Below are 18,245 nucleotides of genomic sequence, written 5' to 3' on the forward strand. Positions count from 1 at the left end.
CCGGCACCGCCTCAAGAACCGGGCACTGACGGTGGCCACCTGGCTGGTAGCTGCGGGAGTCGCCGTCGTACTTCTCCTGGCGGGACTGCTGCTCCCGGGGATGCTGGCCGAGAAGGGCCCGCAAACGCTCAACACACAGGCCATTCCCTACACGTTGGAGATCCCGGCGGGCTGGACCATCCGAACCCGCGAGGCCGGGAACAGTACTGTCACGGTGATGTCCGGCGCGGACCTCACCGCCCTGTTTGCCGATGAACCGGAGGCCCTGGCCAAAGCGGCCCGGACCGCTGCCGAGCCGGACAAGGTGGTGGGGCTGGCCATCTACCACCAGCCGGTGGGGCTGAGCGGGCAAAGCCCTGCAGCGCGGGTCAACACCGCCGAAGCCCTGCTGCCGGGCCTGGATGCGCGCCTTGTGGACCGGGGACCGGCCACCGTGGGGCAGGTCCGTGCCCAGGGCATGGAGGGAACCTTGCCCCTCTCGGCCACGGTCACCCTGCAGCTCCGTGTTTTTGTGGTGGAGACCGAGCCGGTCCAGCTACTGGTCTTCTTCGCTCCTTCGTCACTGTTCGAGCAGCGGACGGCAGTGTTCGACCAGGTGGCCGCGTCCCTCCGGACGAAGTGAGGGGCGGGCCATGCCGGAGCAGCCGCAGCCATCCGCGGCAGAGACGAGCCTGGTGATCCGCTCGGACGGCCACGAATGGAGCTTTACGCCCTCGGAGACGGTCCGGGTGGGACGGGGCACGGCCGCCCAGGTGCGCCTTGATGATGACCGCGTCAGCCGCGAGCACCTCAAGATCAGGCACTCCGACGGCCTCTGGTGGGTGGCTGACCAGGCTAGCCATAACGGCACGTGGATCCTGGACCCGGACCGGGTGATGGATCAGCCGGTGTCCCTTCCGCCGGGCGGCCTCCGCCTGCGGCTGGGCCATGTGGACGGGCCTGAACTGCAGCTGGAGGCCAAAGCAGCCGGGCCGGCCGCCGCCCCGCGGGTGCTGACCATTGGACGGTCGCGCTCGTGCGACGTGACGCTGGATGACCCGCTGGTGTCACGCCGGCATGCCGTCGTCGATATTGCCGGGCAGGCCATGCTGCGCGACGCCGGAAGCTTCAACGGCACCTTTCTCAACGGCAAGCGCGTGGAGGCGGCCACGCCGCTGCACCCCGGTGACCTGATCGGCGTCGGCACGAGCACCCTGACGTGGGACGGCTCAGGCGTTGCCAGTCCGACGCCGGCACGCCCGGTGTTCAGTGCCCGGCACCTGGAAATCACCACCAGGTCCGGTGAGCACCTGATCGATGACCTCTCCATGACAGTTCCAGCCGGCCAGCTGGTGGCGGTGATCGGGCCGTCCGGGGCCGGTAAATCCACGCTGCTCGGAGCCCTGACCGGGCTGCGGCCCGCGACCCGAGGAAAGGTCACCTGGAACGGCCGGGACCTGTATTCGGAGTACGCGCAGCTCCGCTTCCTGGTGGGGCTGGTGCCGCAGGAAGACATCCTGCACCGCCAGCTGACCGTGCGCCGGGCGCTGCAGTTCGCTGCCCGGCTGCGCCTCCCCCCGGACACGGGCAAGGCGGAACGGGACGACAGGGTCAACCGCGTGGTGGCGGAGGTAAACCTTTCCAAACGGATTGATCACCGCATCGATTCGCTCTCGGACGGCGAGCGCAAACGGACCTCGATTGCGCTGGAGCTGCTGACGGCGCCGCAGCTGATCTTCCTGGACGAACCGACGTCCGGGCTGGATCCAGGCCTGGACCTGCAGGTGATGCGGAGCCTGCGCTCACTGGCGGACGCCGGCCGGGTGATCCTGGTGGTGACCCACAGCGTGCTGGCCCTCAACGAGTGCGACCGGGTGCTGGTGCTGGCCCGTGGCGGGCGGGTGGCGTTTTTCGGACCGCCTGCGGATGTGCTTCCGTTCTTTGGTGTGGCGGACTACCCGGCCGCGTTTGCCGCCCTCGAGGACCAGACCTGGGTCCGCCGGTATGCCCGCTCCCCCGCCCGCAAAGCGTACGGCGGCGGCACGGGCGCGGTGGACGCCCCTGTTCCGGCCGCGGATTCACCACCGCCGCGGCGGGAGGCTCCCCTGCGTCAGTTCCTGACGCTGATCCGCCGCAACGCCGCCGTGGTTGCGGCGGACCGGCTCTTTGTTGCGCTCCTGGTGGGCATGCCCGTGCTGCTGGCGCTGCTGGCCCATACCTTCCCGGGCGGGGCGGGGCTCTCCGTCCGTGCGGCGCAGGGTGACCTGTCCCTGATCCGGCAAAAGCTCATGGTCCTGGTGGTGGGTGCGGCGGTGATGGGCCTGGCCCTCTCCGTGCGGGAGCTGGTGGTGGAAAGGCCCATTTACCGGCGGGAGCACGCCGTCGGTCTGTCACCGTGGGCGTACCTGCTCAGCAAGGCGGCGGTGCTGGGTGTCCTGGTGGGCCTCCAGTGTGCACTGTTTACCGTCCTTGCGCTGTTGGGACAGCCCGGGCCGGACCAGGCGCTGCTGCTCGGCAACGGGCTTCTTGAGGTTGCGGTGGCGGTGGCCGCAGTGGGAGTCACGGTGACCATCGGCGGGCTGACCGTGTCCGCGGCGGCCCTCACGACGGAACAGACCATGCCTGCCCTCGTGGCACTGGTGATGGCGCAGCTGGTCCTGTGCGGGGGGCTGTTCACCGTCGCCGGCCGTGCCGGCATCGAGCAGGTCTCCTGGCTGCTGCCCACCCGCTTCGGGTACGCGGCCACGGCCGCTACAGTCGGGCTGCAGCGGCCTCCCCTGCCGACGGTGGACCAGCTCTACGAACCCCAGGCCGGGCAGTGGCTTGTTGACATGGGACTGCTCGGCGTCCAGGCGGTGGCGCTCCTCCTCCTGGCGGCGTGGGCGCTGCGCCTTTCGGTGACGCGGAAAGGACGGCTGTGACCTGGGCGCTCAAGCCCGAAGCAGCGCTCACTGCGCAGCCGTGTTTGAGTACGTGGATACGCGCTAGTGCGTCCTCGGTCCGTGGCCGCGGATGCGGTGGGCGTAGACCAGCAGGCCGATGCCCGCCAGGATCATGACGGTGGGGACGGCAAACTCCAGGGGCACCAGCAGCGCCGTGGCCTGGAGCGAAAAGATCAACCCCAGCACTCCGAGGACGCCAGCCGGAACCAGGGGCCACTTCATGGTGCCGGTGTGACCGGACGTCCGGACCGGAACGGCGGAGAGCACACCGAAGGTGGCTGCCAGGCCCAGGAACAGGACTCCCGCCACGGCCATGCCCTGCAGCGCCGGGAGGGCCACGATCACGGCCAGTGTGAACATCACCCCGGCCGGGATGAGGGCCCACCAGTTTGCCGTTTGGCGCAGGTACACCCCGGTGAATCCGGCGGCCATGAACAGGAAGAGGTAGGCTCCGCCCGCACTGCCGGGCGCCACCTGGCTGGCGGTGATGACCGCGGCCAGGCCCAGGAAAACGGAGCCGGGAATCGCAGCCCACCAGTAATCACGGCGGCGGAAGAAGACTGCCAGGAACACCGCCCCCACCGCGGCGAACATCAGGGCCGGCACGTAGACGCCGCTGTCCATCACGCCGAGCCGGTCCAGCAGGAAGAGCAGGCCCACCGCCATGAGGACGATGCCCGCACTGATGCTGGTCTTTGCCGATTCCACTTCGTGCCTCCTGACGTAGCGCAGGCGGCAGCGCCGCACTGCTTCCTTCAGGCTAAGTCCGGCGTGGAACGGGACGTAGGGCACAAAGCCCCGGCGTCACGTCGGAAGCGCTCAGGCCACTCCTACCCAAGGTGCCGGCCGCGCCTACCCAATGTGGAGACTGGTAGCGCAATCTCTGGTGCACCGAGCCCGGGCAGAGTTAGGCTGCGGTCATCGCCCGCCTGCGGGACCTTCGAGGTTAGGAACGTCGATGCGTACATTTCACCGAATTCTCGCAGGGGCAGGTGTCCTGTTAGCAACAGCCCTCCCAGCCTCCGCAGCCCTGGCTGCCCCGGCCCAGTTGGAAAGAGTTGGCTTCAGAATCGAGTACCTCACCGGTTGCACCGACGATCCCGAGCTAGTCGTCATCAATGGCAGATACCATCTGCTAACCCTGACCAAGGCCGACGGATCTGTGGCATATCATCTTTCCATTAAATCCTCAGGCGTTGGCGACGATGGCATTGTTTACATTGTCAATGAGAACGCCTCGGACAGAATCAACGCCGACGGAACCGAAATTGTCTTGGATCAGTTCCGGGTGATCAGTAAAGGTTCGTCCCAGAACGTCCTCCAATTTGTCGGGTTCACCATCTCGCCCAGCGGCGTGTTGACGCTGACAACTGACAGGAGCGTCTGCGTGGGCTGATCCGACGTCAGGGCGCGCGGGTCACGCCTGTGGGGCGTGCCAACGGCGCCGGCCCGGCTAGGCTCAGGCTGGCTCCAGTTCCCGGGCGGGCTCCTGAGCGGAACGGACGACGGCGGGATCCAACTTTTTGGAGGCCCAGCGGCGGATGGGGCGCTCCACAAAGCGGAACGACAGGTAGGCCATCAGCACCGTCACGGCTGCCGCGAGCGGGACGCGGAGCCAGAGTGACGGGACCAAGGGTATCAGCAGCAGGTAGATGGGCAGGTGCCAGAGGTAGGCGGCGTAGGAGAGGTCGCGGCCGGGGTTGGCGAGCCAGGGGTGGCTCAGGATCCGTGAGGCGAGGCCGGCCGGACGGAGGACCAGTGAGCCGATGACCACCCCGGCCAGCAGCGCCAAAACGCTGGGGCCGAAGGTCCAGAAGACATTGAACCAGGTGCCGGCCTCGTTCGGCTCCTTGAGGGCGAACACGGCAGCCACCAGGGCGAGTCCGGCGAGCGGACCGGCCCAGAGGGCACCGGTTTGCAGGGAGGCGTGGACCCGGGACCCGGGCTTAACGGAGGTGAACAGCAAGGCGAGGGTGCAGCCCAGCAGCAGCTGGTCGGCCCTGGTGTCCGGCCCGTTGTAGAGCCGGGCCAGCGGAGCACCACCGGAGACCAGGAGGAACCGAGACACCAGGAAACCTGCCGCCAGGACCGCGGTCAGCCAGGTGACGGTCCGGACCTTCCAGAACCGCAGCATCACCAAAAGCAGCAGCGGCCAGACTAGGTAGAACTGTTCCTCGACGGCCAGGGTCCAGGTGGGGCTCAGCGCGTTGCCGCCGGTGGAGTACCCGAAGACTCCGTAGTTGGCCAGGTTCATCACGTAGCCGGCCGCCGGAATGGCGTTGGCTTCCTGGCCGCCCCACCCGGACAGCGGAAAGATCAGGCCGACAAAAACCACCACGGCGCAGACAGCCAGCAGCGCCGGCCAGAGCCGGGCCAGCCGCTTGGCGTAGAAGACGCCCAGCTTCAGCCGGCCCGTGGCCCGGTACTCCTTCATGATCAGGAGGGTGATCACGAAGCCGCTGAGCGTGAAGAACACGTCCACGCCGATCGATCCGCCGGGCACGAGGTCCGTCACGGTATGAAAGAGGAAGACGCCAATGACGGCGATTGTGCGAAGCCCGTCAAGGGCATGTTTACGCCCGGAAATCAGCCCGTTGGCGGGCGCAACCGGGGGTGTCATCGTCGTTTGGGTTCCACTACTTGACCAAGGATTCACCCTTTAAGCCTACATAACGTTTCGGTAACTACCTGAATCGGCTACTCCTGCACCTTTCACCGGACACGGTTGCCACCACATCACGGGCCCGGAAAAGCACGATGTATTGTGGCACCAGATTCGGAAAGCAGCTGATGGCCGAATCACTGGTGAGGGGTGTCTGCCTTTTCATGAACAACGCGACGGCGCCGCCCGCCGTGAGACGGTGCATCCCAAGAGGGACGCAGTAGGGGACGCGATAGTCAGCCGCCCGGATCTCGGTGGCCCGCTAGCGATTACAGCGGTCAAGCGAGTAAAAGCAGGCCTTCTCCGTTGGAATTGCGGAATCAGCTCGAACCGTAGGGGCCCAATCGGCTGACCATCAGGCGTCACATGCGGGTCAAAGCCAAAGACGGGCTATTAGTGGTTGGTGGGGAATTGAGTTCGTGTCGTTGAAGACAAGGGGCTGTGGCCCTGCTGGGATGAGTGGCTAGCATTCAACCTGGAACAGGGCCACGAGCCGTGACCGCGCCTACCGGGGTCGCAGCCGCCGCTGCCACCATACTTTGCTCGGCATTGAGGAACACCGGTCCGGTCCGTGCGCTACTTCCAGGAGCCCGGAACGAAGGCGTGGACCCTGGTCGAACCATGAATGACCACGATCGTTGATCTGGATACCGGCCAAGTCCTGGGCGTCGTGGACGGCAGGGACCACAAGGGCGTCGCAGATTGGCTGTTCGCCCGGCCCCTGGAGCGGCGGCTTGCCGTGCAGGTCGTCGCGATCGACCTCTCGGCGGAGTTTTCGAAAAGCGTTGCGGATGTGGCTTCCGCGCACCGCCGTCGCGGTCAATCACTTCCACCTGATCTCGCTGACCAACCAGTCCATGACCGAGACGCGGCAGAGCCTCTCCCAGCAGGTCAGGGCCGCCGCGGGGGTGCCATCGACAGGGCCTGGGCGCACCGGCTGCTGCTCCTGGGCGGCGGCGACACGCTCAGCTGCAGGGCCGCGCACCGGCTTGAGGAAGTCTTCGCTGTCGATGATCCAACCGGCACCCTCCAGGCAGTCTGGAAGATCAAAGAACAAGTCCGGACCTTGCTGCGGACCGGTTCTCTGGAAGGCGCCGCAGAGGCCAAGAAGGTACTAGCGCGGGGTTTTCATGGGGACGCCGCTGAGCTGGCGTGTTAATCAGGGAAAGGGTGCTCTGAACTGGGAAAATAGTGGTTGTCGAGACCGTTATTTGCCGAGCGAGGGAGCACCCTTTCGATGCAGAAGTCTACCGCTGTTTTCCCGTCGGTGCCGCTCAGTTTCACCGGCCAGTCGCTGATCTCCCACGCCGGGGTTTCGGTGCTCACAGGCTTCATGGACGCGCTGGAATTCGGCAGGCTGTGCGAGGACAGGCTTGGCCAGTTTGTTCCCTCCGGCGCGAAGCACCGGCCCGGCCGCATGGTCGGGTCCCTCGCCGCGGGAGGGAACACGCCTCGGACCTGGACATCCTGCCGTCCTCACCCGGAGTCTTCGGGCAGCTGCCCTCGAACGCGACCGTCTCCCGGTTCTTCGAACGCACCGTCACGAATCCCGAGTTGTTCGGCTACGGGTTTGAGACCCTCACCCGGGAACTGCGCACCCGGGCCTGGGACGCCGCCGGGAACCGGAACCCGGCGCTGACCGCAACCGCCTTGGGCCCTCTGATCATCGACGTCGACGCGACCCTGGTGACCTCCCACTCCGATAAGGAAAGAGTGGCAGGCACCTACAAAGGCGGTTACGGGGCTCATCGCATTTGAGGGTGTAGTCGGCGCCTGAATCCGCCGGTTTCCAGCAGTGATCGGGCGATGTAGTTGGTCAGGTTCCGGAAGCCCAGGGCCGAGCCGCGCAGGTGCTCGACTCCGTCAGTCGAGCACATCGTAAGGGGCGCGCCACGTGGATTCTTCCCGGCTGATCCGCTCGACCCAGGCAGCCGGGACCCAGCGGGTCTCGATGCTGAGGTCGTCGTCCTGCCACTTCACCTGCGCATAGTTCGGGGTCCAGGCGATGGCCTTGCCATTGACCGTTTCCATCTCCATGCCGACCCGGATGTAAGGTTCGCGGTTGTACGTGGGGCGGGTCACCGGTTTCCGCTCAAAGTCCGGGTGCCCAGGTACCGGAAGGCGGGCAGCTGCTCAGCGTTCTCACGGTCGGCAAATAGCGAATCGGACCCGCCACCCAGGGAAGGGGTGGCGGGTCCGATCGTATCCGGCCCGGCCCTGCGCCAGGGGCGCACAGGCAGTAAATCTGAAAACCTGCCGATAGTGAAGCGGCTTCCCAGGGGTCTGCGGCAGATGCCTGGAAAGCGGGCAGGTCGGCCGACAGGCCGCACGACCCATGCAGTAACGGCCTGTTATCAATGCGTTACATGAAAAGCCATGCAAAGACAACAAACACCAGGGCGACCGCGGCCACCGCGACGAAGCCCGACCACGCACGGGAGAACCAGCCGACCGGGGCCACCGTGGCGATTCTCTCCAGCCAATATTCCTCCCCGGTCACCGGGTCGATGTGGTCCTGCCAATCCCCGGTGCGCTTGTAGTCTGCGGCGTAGATATGCTGCTGGATCTCACCGTGCGTGCGCACCCGCCCGCGGGAGACAACCTTGCCGTTGTCGTCGAAAATCCGGATCTCGCGCATCTCCGTGACCGTCTCGGCTGCCTCAACAATGGCAACGTTCCTGTACTTCATAATTCCCCCTGCAAATGCGAGTGGTAGATCGTTCAATCGTAGGTTGGTCGAGCATCTGCCGAAGCAGCAAAGGCGAGAAGTCACGAATGACTTCCCGCCTTTGCTGGCTCATCGCATTTGAGGGCGTAGACGGAGCCTAAATCCGCCGGTTTCCAGCAGCGATCGGGCTATGTAGTTGGTGAGGTTTCGGAAGCCCAGGGCCGAGCCGCGGAGGTGCTCGAGCCAGCCATTGATTGCTCTTCAGAATTGAGGGTGTAGTTTCGGTCTGAATCCGCCGGATTCCAGGAGCGAGCGGGCTATGTAGTTGGTGAGGTTGCGGAACCCGAGGGCTGAGCCGCGAAGGTGTTCCAGTCTGCCGTTAATCGCTTCTGTGGGGCCGTTCGATGTTCCGGGCCGATCGAAGTACGCCAGCACGTCTTCTGCCCGTCGTTTGAGGGTCCGCCCCAGCGTCTTGAGCTCGGTGAGAGCGGCCTGGACGCCGTTGCTGAGGGAATCGACCACTGCCTGCATGAGCTTCTTTCCCTGGATGCGGTCCGGCTCCCGGTAGGCGGCAATCATGCGCTGATAAATGCCCCAGCCGGCTTCGACCTCGACGTGCGCATCGGTGGCGAACAAGTCCTGAAGGCGTTGGCGTTGTTTATCGGTGAGCAGGTCCTCACCCGTGTGCAGTGTCCGCCTCGCTTTGTAGAGAGGATCCCCGGCGCGGCCGCGGTGCCCGCACGTTGCCTGCTGAACCCGCCGCCTGCAGACGTCCAGTGAGTCCCCTGCCAGGCGGATGACGTGGAAGGGGTCCATGACCGGGACGGCTTCGGGAAGCTCTTCGGCGGCTGCACTTTTGAAGCCGGAGAATCCGTCCATGGCCACGACTTCCACCCCTTTCCGCCACTCCTCGGGGCGTTCGTTCAGCCACGTGGCGAAGACCTGCTTCGAGCGGCCCTCGACCATCTCCAGCAGCCGGGACGGGCCGGTGCCGTCACGGATCGGTGTCAGATCGATGATGACGGTGACGTACTTGTCCCCGCGGCGGGTGTGCCGCCAAACATGCTCATCAACACCAATGACCTTCACCCCATCGAAACGCCTGGGGTCATCGATCAACACGCGCCGGCCCTCCCCTCAATTCGGAAGAGCCCGTTACGGGTTCGCTCCGTTCATCGCCTCCTGTGATTACGGCGCCGGCAAGGGGTCCGGGGAAATCCTCGCCGCCGTCCTCCGGCCCGGCAACGCCGGAGCGAACAGCGCCGATGACCACATCCGGGTCTTCCACACCGCCACCGCCCAACTGCCCGAGAGATTCTACGACGGAACCGGGGCCCTGGTCGGGGAGAAGGTCCTGGTCCGAACCGACAGCGCCGGGGCCCCGAGGAAGTTCCTCTGGCACCTGCACAGTCTCGGCGTGCAGTTCACCACCACCTACACCCTGCCGTTCGGCAAGGCCCACATGGTCGACTGGATCAGCGACAAAGAGTACTGGCAGCTGGCCCTGGACCAGACCGGGCACGACCGGACCGATGCCTGGGTCATCAACGCCACCTTCTTAGTAGCCCCCGAATGAGTAAGAATCGGAGTTGTTGGCCTGCCGGTCCCGGCATTATTAAGGAGGAACACGATGTCGTTGCCGCGCACCCGTTCGCACATAAGGCCGAGCCGCAGACGTTTGTTGTCGAGGAAGGGCCCCACGGAATGGCGACTCCGCGGCCGGGATATGGCGTTATTGGGGTCGTTTCGCCGCGTGCCCATCACTAACTGTCCGTCGTCTCGGTTGTCCGCTCCTTGGGGCCAAAACGAATAACAAGCCACTTGAACGTAGGGATTTCTACGACGTGATGAAGCACTGAGGCCAACAGACACGAGGCCCCCAGCGAAGCGAGAACGGTGGCGCCTGCCCCGAGCTTAAGAGCTTCAATTTGGAGGATAACGATCTGATGCGCAAGGTAGAAGCAAAAAGAGACTTTGCCAGCATAAATCAATGCACGTAATTGCATGAAAGGCATCGGCCTGTGAATGTCGGTGAGCACGAACCCTATTATCAGCACCAAATAGAAGAGTGTGGCCCAGACGTTGACAGATGGATAATCGTGAGCAAACAAGAATCCCCCACTGGCCAGAAAAATAACCCCCAATCCCGTTACCCAACGCGGGCGCCACCCAGAACGAATGGCAAGAGCAGCAACGACACCCAGCATGAACTCGGGCAGGCGGATTATGGGATTGACGTAATGCAGAGCGGCGACCGCGGCCGATGCAGATTCCCCCGAACTCGCAATTACGAAGACCGACGAAATTGCGAAGGCTCCGAAAGCGACAATCCACATCGCCCTTACATTCAGACGACCAAGGAATCGCACTATCAACGGAAACGCTGCATAAAACCCGATTTCACAGGATAACGACCAAGCCACGCCGTTTAGAGAAAATGCATAGTCGAGACTCGGCGGCCATGCTTGCAAGAGAAGAAGATTGAGGATCGCAGCTAGTGGACCGTGCGATCCATTCGGATTCGGCAAGAGCAGCACAACTAACCACATCGCAATATGGCTCGGATACACTCTAGCAACACGACGTAGATAGAACCTACTGGTTGAGAAGTCCGGACGGTAGCCCCATGCAAGCACAAACCCGGAAAGCACGAAGAAGAAAGCAACGCCGGTGTATCCAAGGCGCGCCGGGGGAAAATTAATGACCCCCGCAGCCTCCAGATGGTATATAAAGACTAAAAGCGCCGCAAACGCCCGCAATGACGTCAGGGTGGGCAAATCCCGGGGCAACAGAGTTGGTTTGTCACTGAAAGCTGTCGCATTGAATTTCCTGCTCAACGGATGAACCTGACATAGGAGGAACTAGAAAACTCAAGGAGGCTCCGGGCGGTCATCTGGGGCATCATGGTGGCGGCGAACCGCTCCTGTCCGGGAGCCGTTCGACGAGACGAGCGGCTCCCTACATCGGCACCGTCAGTAATGCTAAAGCCCAGTAATGAGTCTTCCAAAATATTGCCCGTCTGGTTAATTCGGCTAACGATCGGCTCAGCGCAAAATTTATCCGGGTGACCTTAATAGTGCAGTAGCTATACTTTAGGATACTGACCCGGTTGTGCGACAAAACTTCCGAGAGAGAGTTCCACTGCAGCTAAATTTGAACTGGAGGATGCGCATTCATTAGACGCAATCATGAACATTCTTTCCGCAGATAAAAAGATTCGTAACATGCATCACACGCGAACTTTCTTTGGCCAACTACTTACGAGGCCCTTCAGGCCCATCGATGGTCGCTCAATCAGAAACCAGCTTACTGCCGCGATCGGAATCGTCGCGAGAAGGCTCAACATAATAAACCAGGGCAGCCCAAATTTCTCTAAACCTAAGAGCACGAGCATCTGTTGCACGGGAAAACCATACAAATAGAGGCCATACGAAAAATCGTTGTGCCGACCAACACGCTGGAAGACCGCAGGTAGCGCGATGCCACCCCACAAGCACAGATATGTGAACGGTATAGCGACAAGGCTACGCCCCAACCCAAGCACGAGAATCGTGACGAGAACTACTGCAGCAGCAGCCGCTAGCTTTCCGCTCAATGGTACTAGATGTGAATACTGGAATAGACATGCACCCGCCACAAAAAATGGAAGTAGAAACGCCGCATCACCAAGCAGCCCACCAAAGTCCAATAGGTCTGAGAGAAAGCTGTAGGCCGTAATTCCACCTAAGCAAAGCGAAAAGAAAATCGGCTTGAATTTTAGACGGGGAAGCAGGAATGCCACCCCAATAACCACATAGCACACCAACTCGTAGCGGAGAGTCCACAGCGAACCATTCCAGGTCCAAGGGAAGGGCGCACCCGCAAGCGCCCCGGTGAACGGGATGCCGTTGAAGACCATTGAGGCATTTGACGCAACGTACTCAAATCCTGATTCCAACGACCAATTTCCTCGAACCGTTGCTGCCACTGGGCCAAATATAAGGCCAACCACCGCAAGGCACGCCCAATATCCAGGAAAAATGCGAAGGAAGCGTCGCCATAGGTACGACAAAAAGTCAGTTCTGGTACGGCTAGCCGTAATCAGGTACCCGCTGATTGCGAAGAACCCTCCCACCGCGATGTTCCCAAGAGTCAGTCCACCAATCCTCCACTCTGCCCCAAACCCGCCAATGGGAGTCGAATGCGATATGATGACGAGGCTGGCAAAAGCGAGGCGCAAGAAGTTCAGAGAGTTGTTTCGCGAATCAAGGCGCTCTCGAATCGAGCCCACGGCCGTCCCCCAAGTTTAGATATCTGCGTAAACGTTCTTCAGTGGGCAAGTTTACTCGGTCTTCCCGCCAACATTGTACTCCGGGCCATTCCGGAGACGGCCGGGTTACTGCGTATAGTTCAAGCATGGGGATTAAGCAGCAAATGACGTTCTGCGGCGCCTGCGACAAGACGCCAACCATGTGACGCGCCACCACAAGCACGACGGGGCGAGGTCGCTGACCGCCGTTATCCTTTGTGCTGAGCACGCAGATACAGCAACCTGCGACCCAACTCCCCTTCGTCGTCGAGGAAGCCGGAGTACCCATCTGAGACGAAGGCGGCAGCGTCGGTCCTGCCACTCTCGCGAGAGGAACGTCTCATGCCGTGCCGGTCGAGACGCCAATAAGGGCCAGGTTTCCGCGATTCATCTGTCCTGTTAGCGAGGAAGTTCATCGGCGGTCGGGCTATGCCTTGTGGCAACGTTGCGCATGCTTTTGGCAGTAACCCAGTCCACACTCTCGCTGGCGTATGACGCAGGCAGGACCACGCGACGAATACTGGGCATATACAGGCGGGTACAATTGGGGCCGAGCGTGTAAAACGCAGTGTTGGGGCCGCTACAGTTCGGCCCCCAATCGACCCAGGGGGACCCGGTTTGGACCTACGCGACCACATGCGCATTCTTCGCCGCAACTGGATGCTAGTTATTGTCACTGCTCTTGCCGGCCTTCTTGTGGGTGGTTTGGCTTCAGTGCTGACCAAGCCCACGTATACGGCAGAGACTCAGCTGTTCGTAGCCATTCAAAGCTCCGGGACGGTGCAGGAACTCCAGCAGGGTAACAACTTCAGCCAGGCCAGAGTCCAGTCCTATGTTAAAACGGTCAATTCGCCTGTGGTACTGCAGCCTGCAATTGATGCACTCGGCCTCAACGTCACCGCACAGGAATTGGCATCCCGTGTTCAGGCGACTACAGAGTTGAACACCGTGTTGATCAACATTACGGTTACCGACTTCTCTCCGGTACAGTCCGCGGCCATCGCGCAGGCTGTTTCTAACAGCCTCATACAAGCGGTGGACGAACTAGAGAAGCCAAAGGCAGGGGGCACTTCTCCTGTCCGGCTTTCGATAATCAAACCCGCCACCGCTCCGGTAACTCCGTCAGGTCCAAATACAAAGGTTAACCTGCTGGTCGCCGGCCTTTCGGGACTTATCCTCGGAGTTGGCGCTGCACTTCTGAGGGCCACGTTGGACAGTCGGGTCCGCGGCGAAGCAGACCTCCGTACCGTGACCGACGCATCCCTTCTTGGGGCTATTGCGTTCCATCAAGATGCTGTGAAGAAGCCTCTGCTGACTCAGGCAGAAGCTCAAAGCCCAAGGGCTGAATCCTTTCGGCAGCTACGCACGAATTTGCAGTTCGCCAATATCGCCGGTAGAGCCAAAACCGTCTTGATCACTTCCTCCCTTCCAGGGGAAGGAAAGAGCACGACGGCAACGAATCTCGCCATTGCACTAGCTCAAAACGGGCAGAGCGTGTGTCTGATTGACGCCGACCTCCGACGCCCAATGGTTAACGAATACTTAGGACTTGATCGAGGCGCGGGACTAACCACGGCTCTTCTCGGCGAGATTCATGTGGACGATCTATTACAGCCTTGGGGCGGGGACAACTTGTTCGTTCTCACGACTGGGCAGATTCCGCCCAACCCTAGTGAGCTTCTGGGCTCGGAAGAGATGCGACACCTGATTGAGCGGCTGGAACAAGCCTTTGATACTGTCATAATCGACGCGCCCCCCATACTTCCAGTCACAGATGCGGCAGTCCTGTCACAGCACGTCGGCGGTGTAGTTGTTGTTGTCGGAACGCAGAAAGTCAAGAAGAATGAGCTAGCTAGATCGCTTGAAGCGCTGGAGCTCGTCGGCGCCAAAGTTCTGGGAGTAGTTCTGAACAGACTTCCCGCCAGAGGTCCCGACGCATACTCCTACGGCTACTACACGCAGTCCGAACAACGTAGTAGAGGCGAGGTCGCTGGGCCAGTCGATCTTCCGATGGCTGAGGCCCAGACGTCTGAAGACGCTGGGAGTGGATTTCAGCCAAGTTTGGTCGGGCGTGAGAGGCCGGCATCACGCTTCCCTGGGGCGGAAGCTCGACGGCTGAGCTGAAGAGATCGCACAGCAAAAAACACAAGCTGGTCTGAAGGCAGTAGACATACCGAGTTAGGACATTGCAACAGCCTGATTAGTGAATATCTCTTGGGTTGGTGGTTGCCAACACCGCCAACGTTCCGGAGGTCAATTTGGCTCGAAAGGCCACAAGAACTTCTAGCTTGACTAACAGGATGGCAAAGCCAGCCCGGTTGTCTGACGGAACGGAATGCACCCGGTGCTGGTCTGGCAGAGCCCGTCGAACGCACTTCTTGTGTTGAGCTGCTACATTCGACTTGAATTGCAGAATGGTCGGCTTGAAAATGTTGGTGGCCTGCTGCCTATCCTGGTACAGGTCTGACACATGGTTCCCTAGACAATTGGCTTGCGGACGGCCTGGCCCGCACGCCCTATAACCATAACCTCGATCTTGGGCAAGTCAGCATCCAATACCCAGGCCCGGGACGCCGGTTCGGCGACCGGCCGGCCGTGTCCCCTCTCGGCGACATGGATGGCAACAGTGTGGTGAAGTGTCAGTCCGGCCAACACTGCGATCAAGAACATCTAAGAGCAGCCCGCGGCTATCGCAATGCAGCCAACTATAAAACGATTATTCTCCTAAGCAGCGCCGTCCGGACGGCGGCATGACGCTTCCAGGGATCCATTTCCCCACGAGCCGCGAAGAGCCGGGATGTCGCGCAGACGTTGTGGGCGGCGGGAATGCACGCGGGTGCTGATCACGCCACAGGCGGGGCAGCCGGTCTCGGCGGTGGCTTCGACGTGGATGGCAGATAGCTTCAGTTGGTACGGCTGGTCTGGATAGTTGGTGTGTAATCTCGCTACATCGTGGACACTGAACCTCATCCCTTCGTGGACACCGAGTCTCATGGCTTTGTGTGTCCTGTCTCAACACATCGTGGACACACGATCTCATGACATCGTGGACACGGTGTCTCAGCACATCGGAGACACCTGCATGGGGATGTCGTCTGTGATATTCGGGGGAATGACGAATTCTCTCTCGCCGCAGACGCGCGCCGCCATCATCAACTATGACCCCACCCAGCCTCACGCCCTGACCGTCACTGAGTTCTGCGGCTCGGTCAAGATCTCGCGGAGCGTCTTCTACAAGATTCGTACGCGTGCTGCCCACGAATCGACCGGTGCCCTGCACCCACGCTCCCGGGCACCGAAGACTCCTGCCCGGAGGTACGAGCCTGCGGTCGTCAACGAGTTGGTGAAAATCCGCAAGAAACTCAAAGCTGAGGGCTGGGACTACGGTCCACGTTCGATCTACTACGAATTGGCCATGCAGGACGCGTTCCCGGGCGGGAAGGTTCCGTCGGTAGCGACGATAGCTCGCCTTTTGGCCAGCGTCGGTCATGTCGACGCGGCACTGAGTATTTGAAGGTTTGGAGGCCACCCGATATTGCCTGTCTGGGCCATTGATATTGCCGGTGGGGGCCAGTGGCCGGGGTTGTGGGGGCCACCGGCCCCACCGGCAATCTTTACTGCTTCATGGTGGCGTGTTCACGCATGTTGTGGTTGCCGGTATCGACCCAGATGGTGTTATGCACGATTCGGTCCATGATCGCATCGGCGTGGACCCCGGAGCCGAGCCTCTGGTGCCAGTCTTTCTTGGCGTACTGGGTGCAAAACACGGTTGATGCTGTGTCGTACCGGCGCTCCAGCAGTTCCAGGAGCATGCTGCGCATGCCCTCGTCGGGGTGGTCGAGAAGCCATTCGTCTTATGTAGAGCAAATGGTTATGCGAAGTGCACCGCTGTCGGGTCCTGTTCATCGGTCTCGGTAGGATCGATCGCTTCGCATAATCGTTTGTCGTCACAGTAGGTCGCGTAGCCAGGCAACCAGGTCTGCCCGTTGCTCCTTCCCGTAGGGGCTTTCGGGAACGATGTTCGCTTGGGCGGCTTCGATGGCTCGGCGTTTGGCGTCAGTGCTGGCCCGGGCATAGATCTCCGTGGTCGTCACGCTTTCGTGGCCGAGGAAATCGCGGATGTAGATCAGGTTCACGCCGGCGTCGAGCAGGTGCATGGCTTTCGAGTGGCGCATCACGTGAGGGTGCGCTTTCGATGGAACTGTCTCAGGATGTGTGCTGTGCGCGGCTGTGACGCATTTTTGCAGCACGTAGGCGACCCCCGCCCGACCGAGCGGATTCCCGCTGCTGTTCACAAACAGCGGCTCTGTAGGCGCGGCGTGGGAGCGTACTGAGGCGACGTAGCGAGACAGTATCTCGCCGACTTGTGAAGACAATGGGATAACGCGTGCTTTCCTCCCTTTCCCGATGACCCGGGCGGTGTGCGGGCGAGAGAACGTCAGGTCTCCGACCGTCATCCCGCAGATCTCGCTGACTCTGGCACCTGAGTCGTAGAGAAGGGACACTATCGCGAGATCTCGCAAAGTGCCTGACGCGGCGGCGACTACGAGTTGCACGGCATCGACGTTCAAGAATTCGACCTCCGCGGGTTTTGGGGCCTTCATCGAGGGAATCTGAAGGAGGCGGCGGCAGATCTCGATGTGCTCGGGCGCCTGGGACTGAACGAACTTTGCGAATGATCTGATGGCAGCGATGCGCGCGTTCGAGGTTGAAGCGGCGCATCCGCGTTCTTCGCGAAGCCAATCGGTGAATCGGCCGATATGGTCGGGGTCGAGGCTTGCCATGATGACCTTGTCGGGTGTCACGCCCTCGCAACTGTTCATCCATTTGAGGAGCAGCACGAACGTGTCCCGGTATGAAGCGATGGTGTGAGGGCTGAGCCCTCGCCTTCTCGGCAGGTAGTCGATGAGGAATGTTTGCAGCAGCGACTGGAACTCTCTCATGATGCACCCTCGAACACACGTTGCGATGTCTGCTGTTGCGCGTCGATGATTCGGAGCAACGTGTCCGTGGTGAATCTTAGGTAGTACTCGGTGCTCTGAATGTCGGCGTGGCCCATGTATGTGGCCAGAAGAGGTAGGGCGACGTAGATATCTGTTCCGTCATCGACCATTTTCTCGAGCGCGTGAACCGCATACGAATGCCTGAGATCGTGCGGGCGAATTGGTCTGCCCTGACGTGTGAGAACACCAGCCTGAGCGAAGATGAGGCTGAGGGCGACACCCGCATTGCTGCTGCGCGGAAAGTTGCCCCGTGCCGTTGGCATCAGCGGCAGGGCGCCATCTGCGCCCGCGAGCTCGCATCGTTCCAGATAGCCTGCGACGTACTCCCACAGAGATTCCGACATGGGCAGCAGCCTGGTCCTGTCGCCTTTGGCGTGCGTGATGAGAATCGTGCCCACGCTGAGATCCACGTCGGAGAGGGCAAGCGCGCAGACTTCACCGATGCGCATACCGCAGCACCAAAGCAACCGGAGCAGCAACCTCCGCTGCTCGGATTGGGCGCGATCAGCAACGGTGAGGATGCTGGCCATCTCGGACTCTGACACGATCCTCGGCACAAAATCGGTGGTGTCGCGGGCGAGCCCCTCAGGCGGGATCGCCGGCGCGAAACCCTTGCTGGCAAGCCACACACAGAACTGCCGCAAGATGGCGATACGTTTGCACTGGGTTGACGCTGCCTCGTCCGGTTTCCTGGCGGTGAGTT

12 protein-coding genes and 6 pseudogenes are annotated in these 18,245 nt (G+C 61.6%); 8 read left to right on the top strand and 10 right to left on the bottom strand.

The genetic code is table 11. From position 1 onward, the window contains the following. Together NQJ30_RS18340 and NQJ30_RS18345 are read left to right on the top strand one after the other, a co-directional pair. A pseudogene (locus NQJ30_RS18340) lies at window positions 1–622 on the top strand (serine/threonine-protein kinase); the annotation flags it as partial. Between the two features lie 10 nt (window positions 623–632). Next, window positions 633–2,900: an FHA domain-containing protein gene (locus NQJ30_RS18345; RefSeq protein WP_255771704.1), complete on the top strand. Its 2,268-nt coding sequence runs from the start codon at window positions 633–635 to the stop codon at window positions 2,898–2,900. 63 nt (window positions 2,901–2,963) lie between these two features. On the opposite strand, the gene NQJ30_RS18350 is transcribed toward NQJ30_RS18345, so the two are convergent. Next, window positions 2,964–3,629 carry a hypothetical protein gene (locus NQJ30_RS18350; RefSeq protein WP_255771705.1) on the bottom strand — a complete coding sequence of 222 codons (666 nt, stop codon included), beginning with the start codon at window positions 3,627–3,629 and terminating at the stop codon, window positions 2,964–2,966. Between the two features lie 250 nt (window positions 3,630–3,879). Between NQJ30_RS18350 and NQJ30_RS18355 the strand changes: the two genes are divergently transcribed. Then, window positions 3,880–4,317: a hypothetical protein gene (locus NQJ30_RS18355; protein ID WP_255771707.1), complete on the top strand. Its 438-nt coding sequence runs from the start codon at window positions 3,880–3,882 to the stop codon at window positions 4,315–4,317. A 63-nt stretch (window positions 4,318–4,380) separates the two neighbouring features. Here NQJ30_RS18355 and NQJ30_RS18360 read toward each other — a convergent pair whose 3' ends face one another. After that, window positions 4,381–5,541, bottom strand: coding sequence for an acyltransferase family protein (locus NQJ30_RS18360; protein ID WP_255771708.1), 1,161 nt, complete (start codon window positions 5,539–5,541; stop codon window positions 4,381–4,383). Window positions 5,542–6,208: 667 nt separating this feature from the next. Between NQJ30_RS18360 and NQJ30_RS18365 the strand changes: the two genes are divergently transcribed. Both NQJ30_RS18365 and NQJ30_RS18370 read left to right on the top strand, forming a co-directional pair. After that, a complete protein-coding gene (locus NQJ30_RS18365) occupies window positions 6,209–6,742 on the top strand; it encodes a transposase (protein WP_255771709.1) in 534 nt (177 codons plus the stop codon). A gap of 78 nt (window positions 6,743–6,820) precedes the next feature. Continuing rightward, a pseudogene (locus NQJ30_RS18370) lies at window positions 6,821–7,326 on the top strand (transposase); the annotation flags it as partial. A 120-nt stretch (window positions 7,327–7,446) separates the two neighbouring features. On the opposite strand, the gene NQJ30_RS18375 reads toward NQJ30_RS18370, so the two are convergent. The 3 genes and pseudogenes from NQJ30_RS18375 to NQJ30_RS18385 form a co-directional block, all read right to left on the bottom strand. Beyond that, window positions 7,447–7,665, bottom strand: a complete 219-nt coding sequence (locus NQJ30_RS18375) for a hypothetical protein (protein ID WP_255771710.1) — start codon at window positions 7,663–7,665, stop codon at window positions 7,447–7,449. A gap of 280 nt (window positions 7,666–7,945) precedes the next feature. Then, entirely contained in the window at window positions 7,946–8,272 is a 327-nt protein-coding gene (locus NQJ30_RS18380) for a hypothetical protein (RefSeq protein ID WP_255771711.1), read from the bottom strand. Between the two features lie 240 nt (window positions 8,273–8,512). After that, window positions 8,513–9,385, bottom strand: a pseudogene (locus NQJ30_RS18385) (ISL3 family transposase); the annotation flags it as partial. A gap of 22 nt (window positions 9,386–9,407) precedes the next feature. Here NQJ30_RS18385 and NQJ30_RS18390 point away from each other — a divergent pair. After that, a pseudogene (locus tag NQJ30_RS18390) lies at window positions 9,408–9,815 on the top strand (IS1380 family transposase); the annotation flags it as partial. A gap of 199 nt (window positions 9,816–10,014) precedes the next feature. Here the strand turns inward: NQJ30_RS18390 and NQJ30_RS18395 are convergent. After that, the gene (locus NQJ30_RS18395) at window positions 10,015–11,088 is read right to left on the bottom strand and encodes an acyltransferase family protein (RefSeq protein ID WP_255771713.1); all 1,074 of its coding nucleotides are present in this window, start codon (window positions 11,086–11,088) and stop codon (window positions 10,015–10,017) included. 392 nt (window positions 11,089–11,480) lie between these two features. Beyond that, entirely contained in the window at window positions 11,481–12,521 is a 1,041-nt protein-coding gene (locus NQJ30_RS18400; RefSeq protein WP_255771715.1) for an acyltransferase family protein, read from the bottom strand. Between the two features lie 654 nt (window positions 12,522–13,175). Here NQJ30_RS18400 and NQJ30_RS18405 point away from each other — a divergent pair. Both NQJ30_RS18405 and NQJ30_RS18410 read left to right on the top strand, forming a co-directional pair. Further along, window positions 13,176–14,663: a polysaccharide biosynthesis tyrosine autokinase gene (locus tag NQJ30_RS18405; RefSeq protein WP_374113288.1), complete on the top strand. Its 1,488-nt coding sequence runs from the start codon at window positions 13,176–13,178 to the stop codon at window positions 14,661–14,663. 988 nt (window positions 14,664–15,651) lie between these two features. Next, window positions 15,652–16,035, top strand: a pseudogene (locus NQJ30_RS18410) (IS481-like element ISAar27 family transposase); the annotation flags it as partial. Between the two features lie 118 nt (window positions 16,036–16,153). Here NQJ30_RS18410 and NQJ30_RS18415 read toward each other — a convergent pair. The 3 genes and pseudogenes from NQJ30_RS18415 to NQJ30_RS18425 form a co-directional block, all read right to left on the bottom strand. After that, window positions 16,154–16,393: pseudogene (locus NQJ30_RS18415) on the bottom strand (ATP-binding protein); the annotation flags it as partial. A gap of 93 nt (window positions 16,394–16,486) precedes the next feature. Further along, entirely contained in the window at window positions 16,487–17,482 is a 996-nt protein-coding gene (locus NQJ30_RS18420) for a tyrosine-type recombinase/integrase (RefSeq protein ID WP_255771718.1), read from the bottom strand. Beyond that, window positions 17,479–18,245, bottom strand: a 767-nt coding sequence (locus tag NQJ30_RS18425; protein ID WP_255771719.1) for a tyrosine-type recombinase/integrase, incomplete at its 5' end; no start/stop codon positions are given. The genes NQJ30_RS18420 and NQJ30_RS18425, both read right to left, overlap by 4 nt.

Source organism: Pseudarthrobacter sulfonivorans, from assembly GCF_024391045.1.
Classification (GTDB): domain Bacteria; phylum Actinomycetota; class Actinomycetes; order Actinomycetales; family Micrococcaceae; genus Arthrobacter; species Arthrobacter sulfonivorans_B.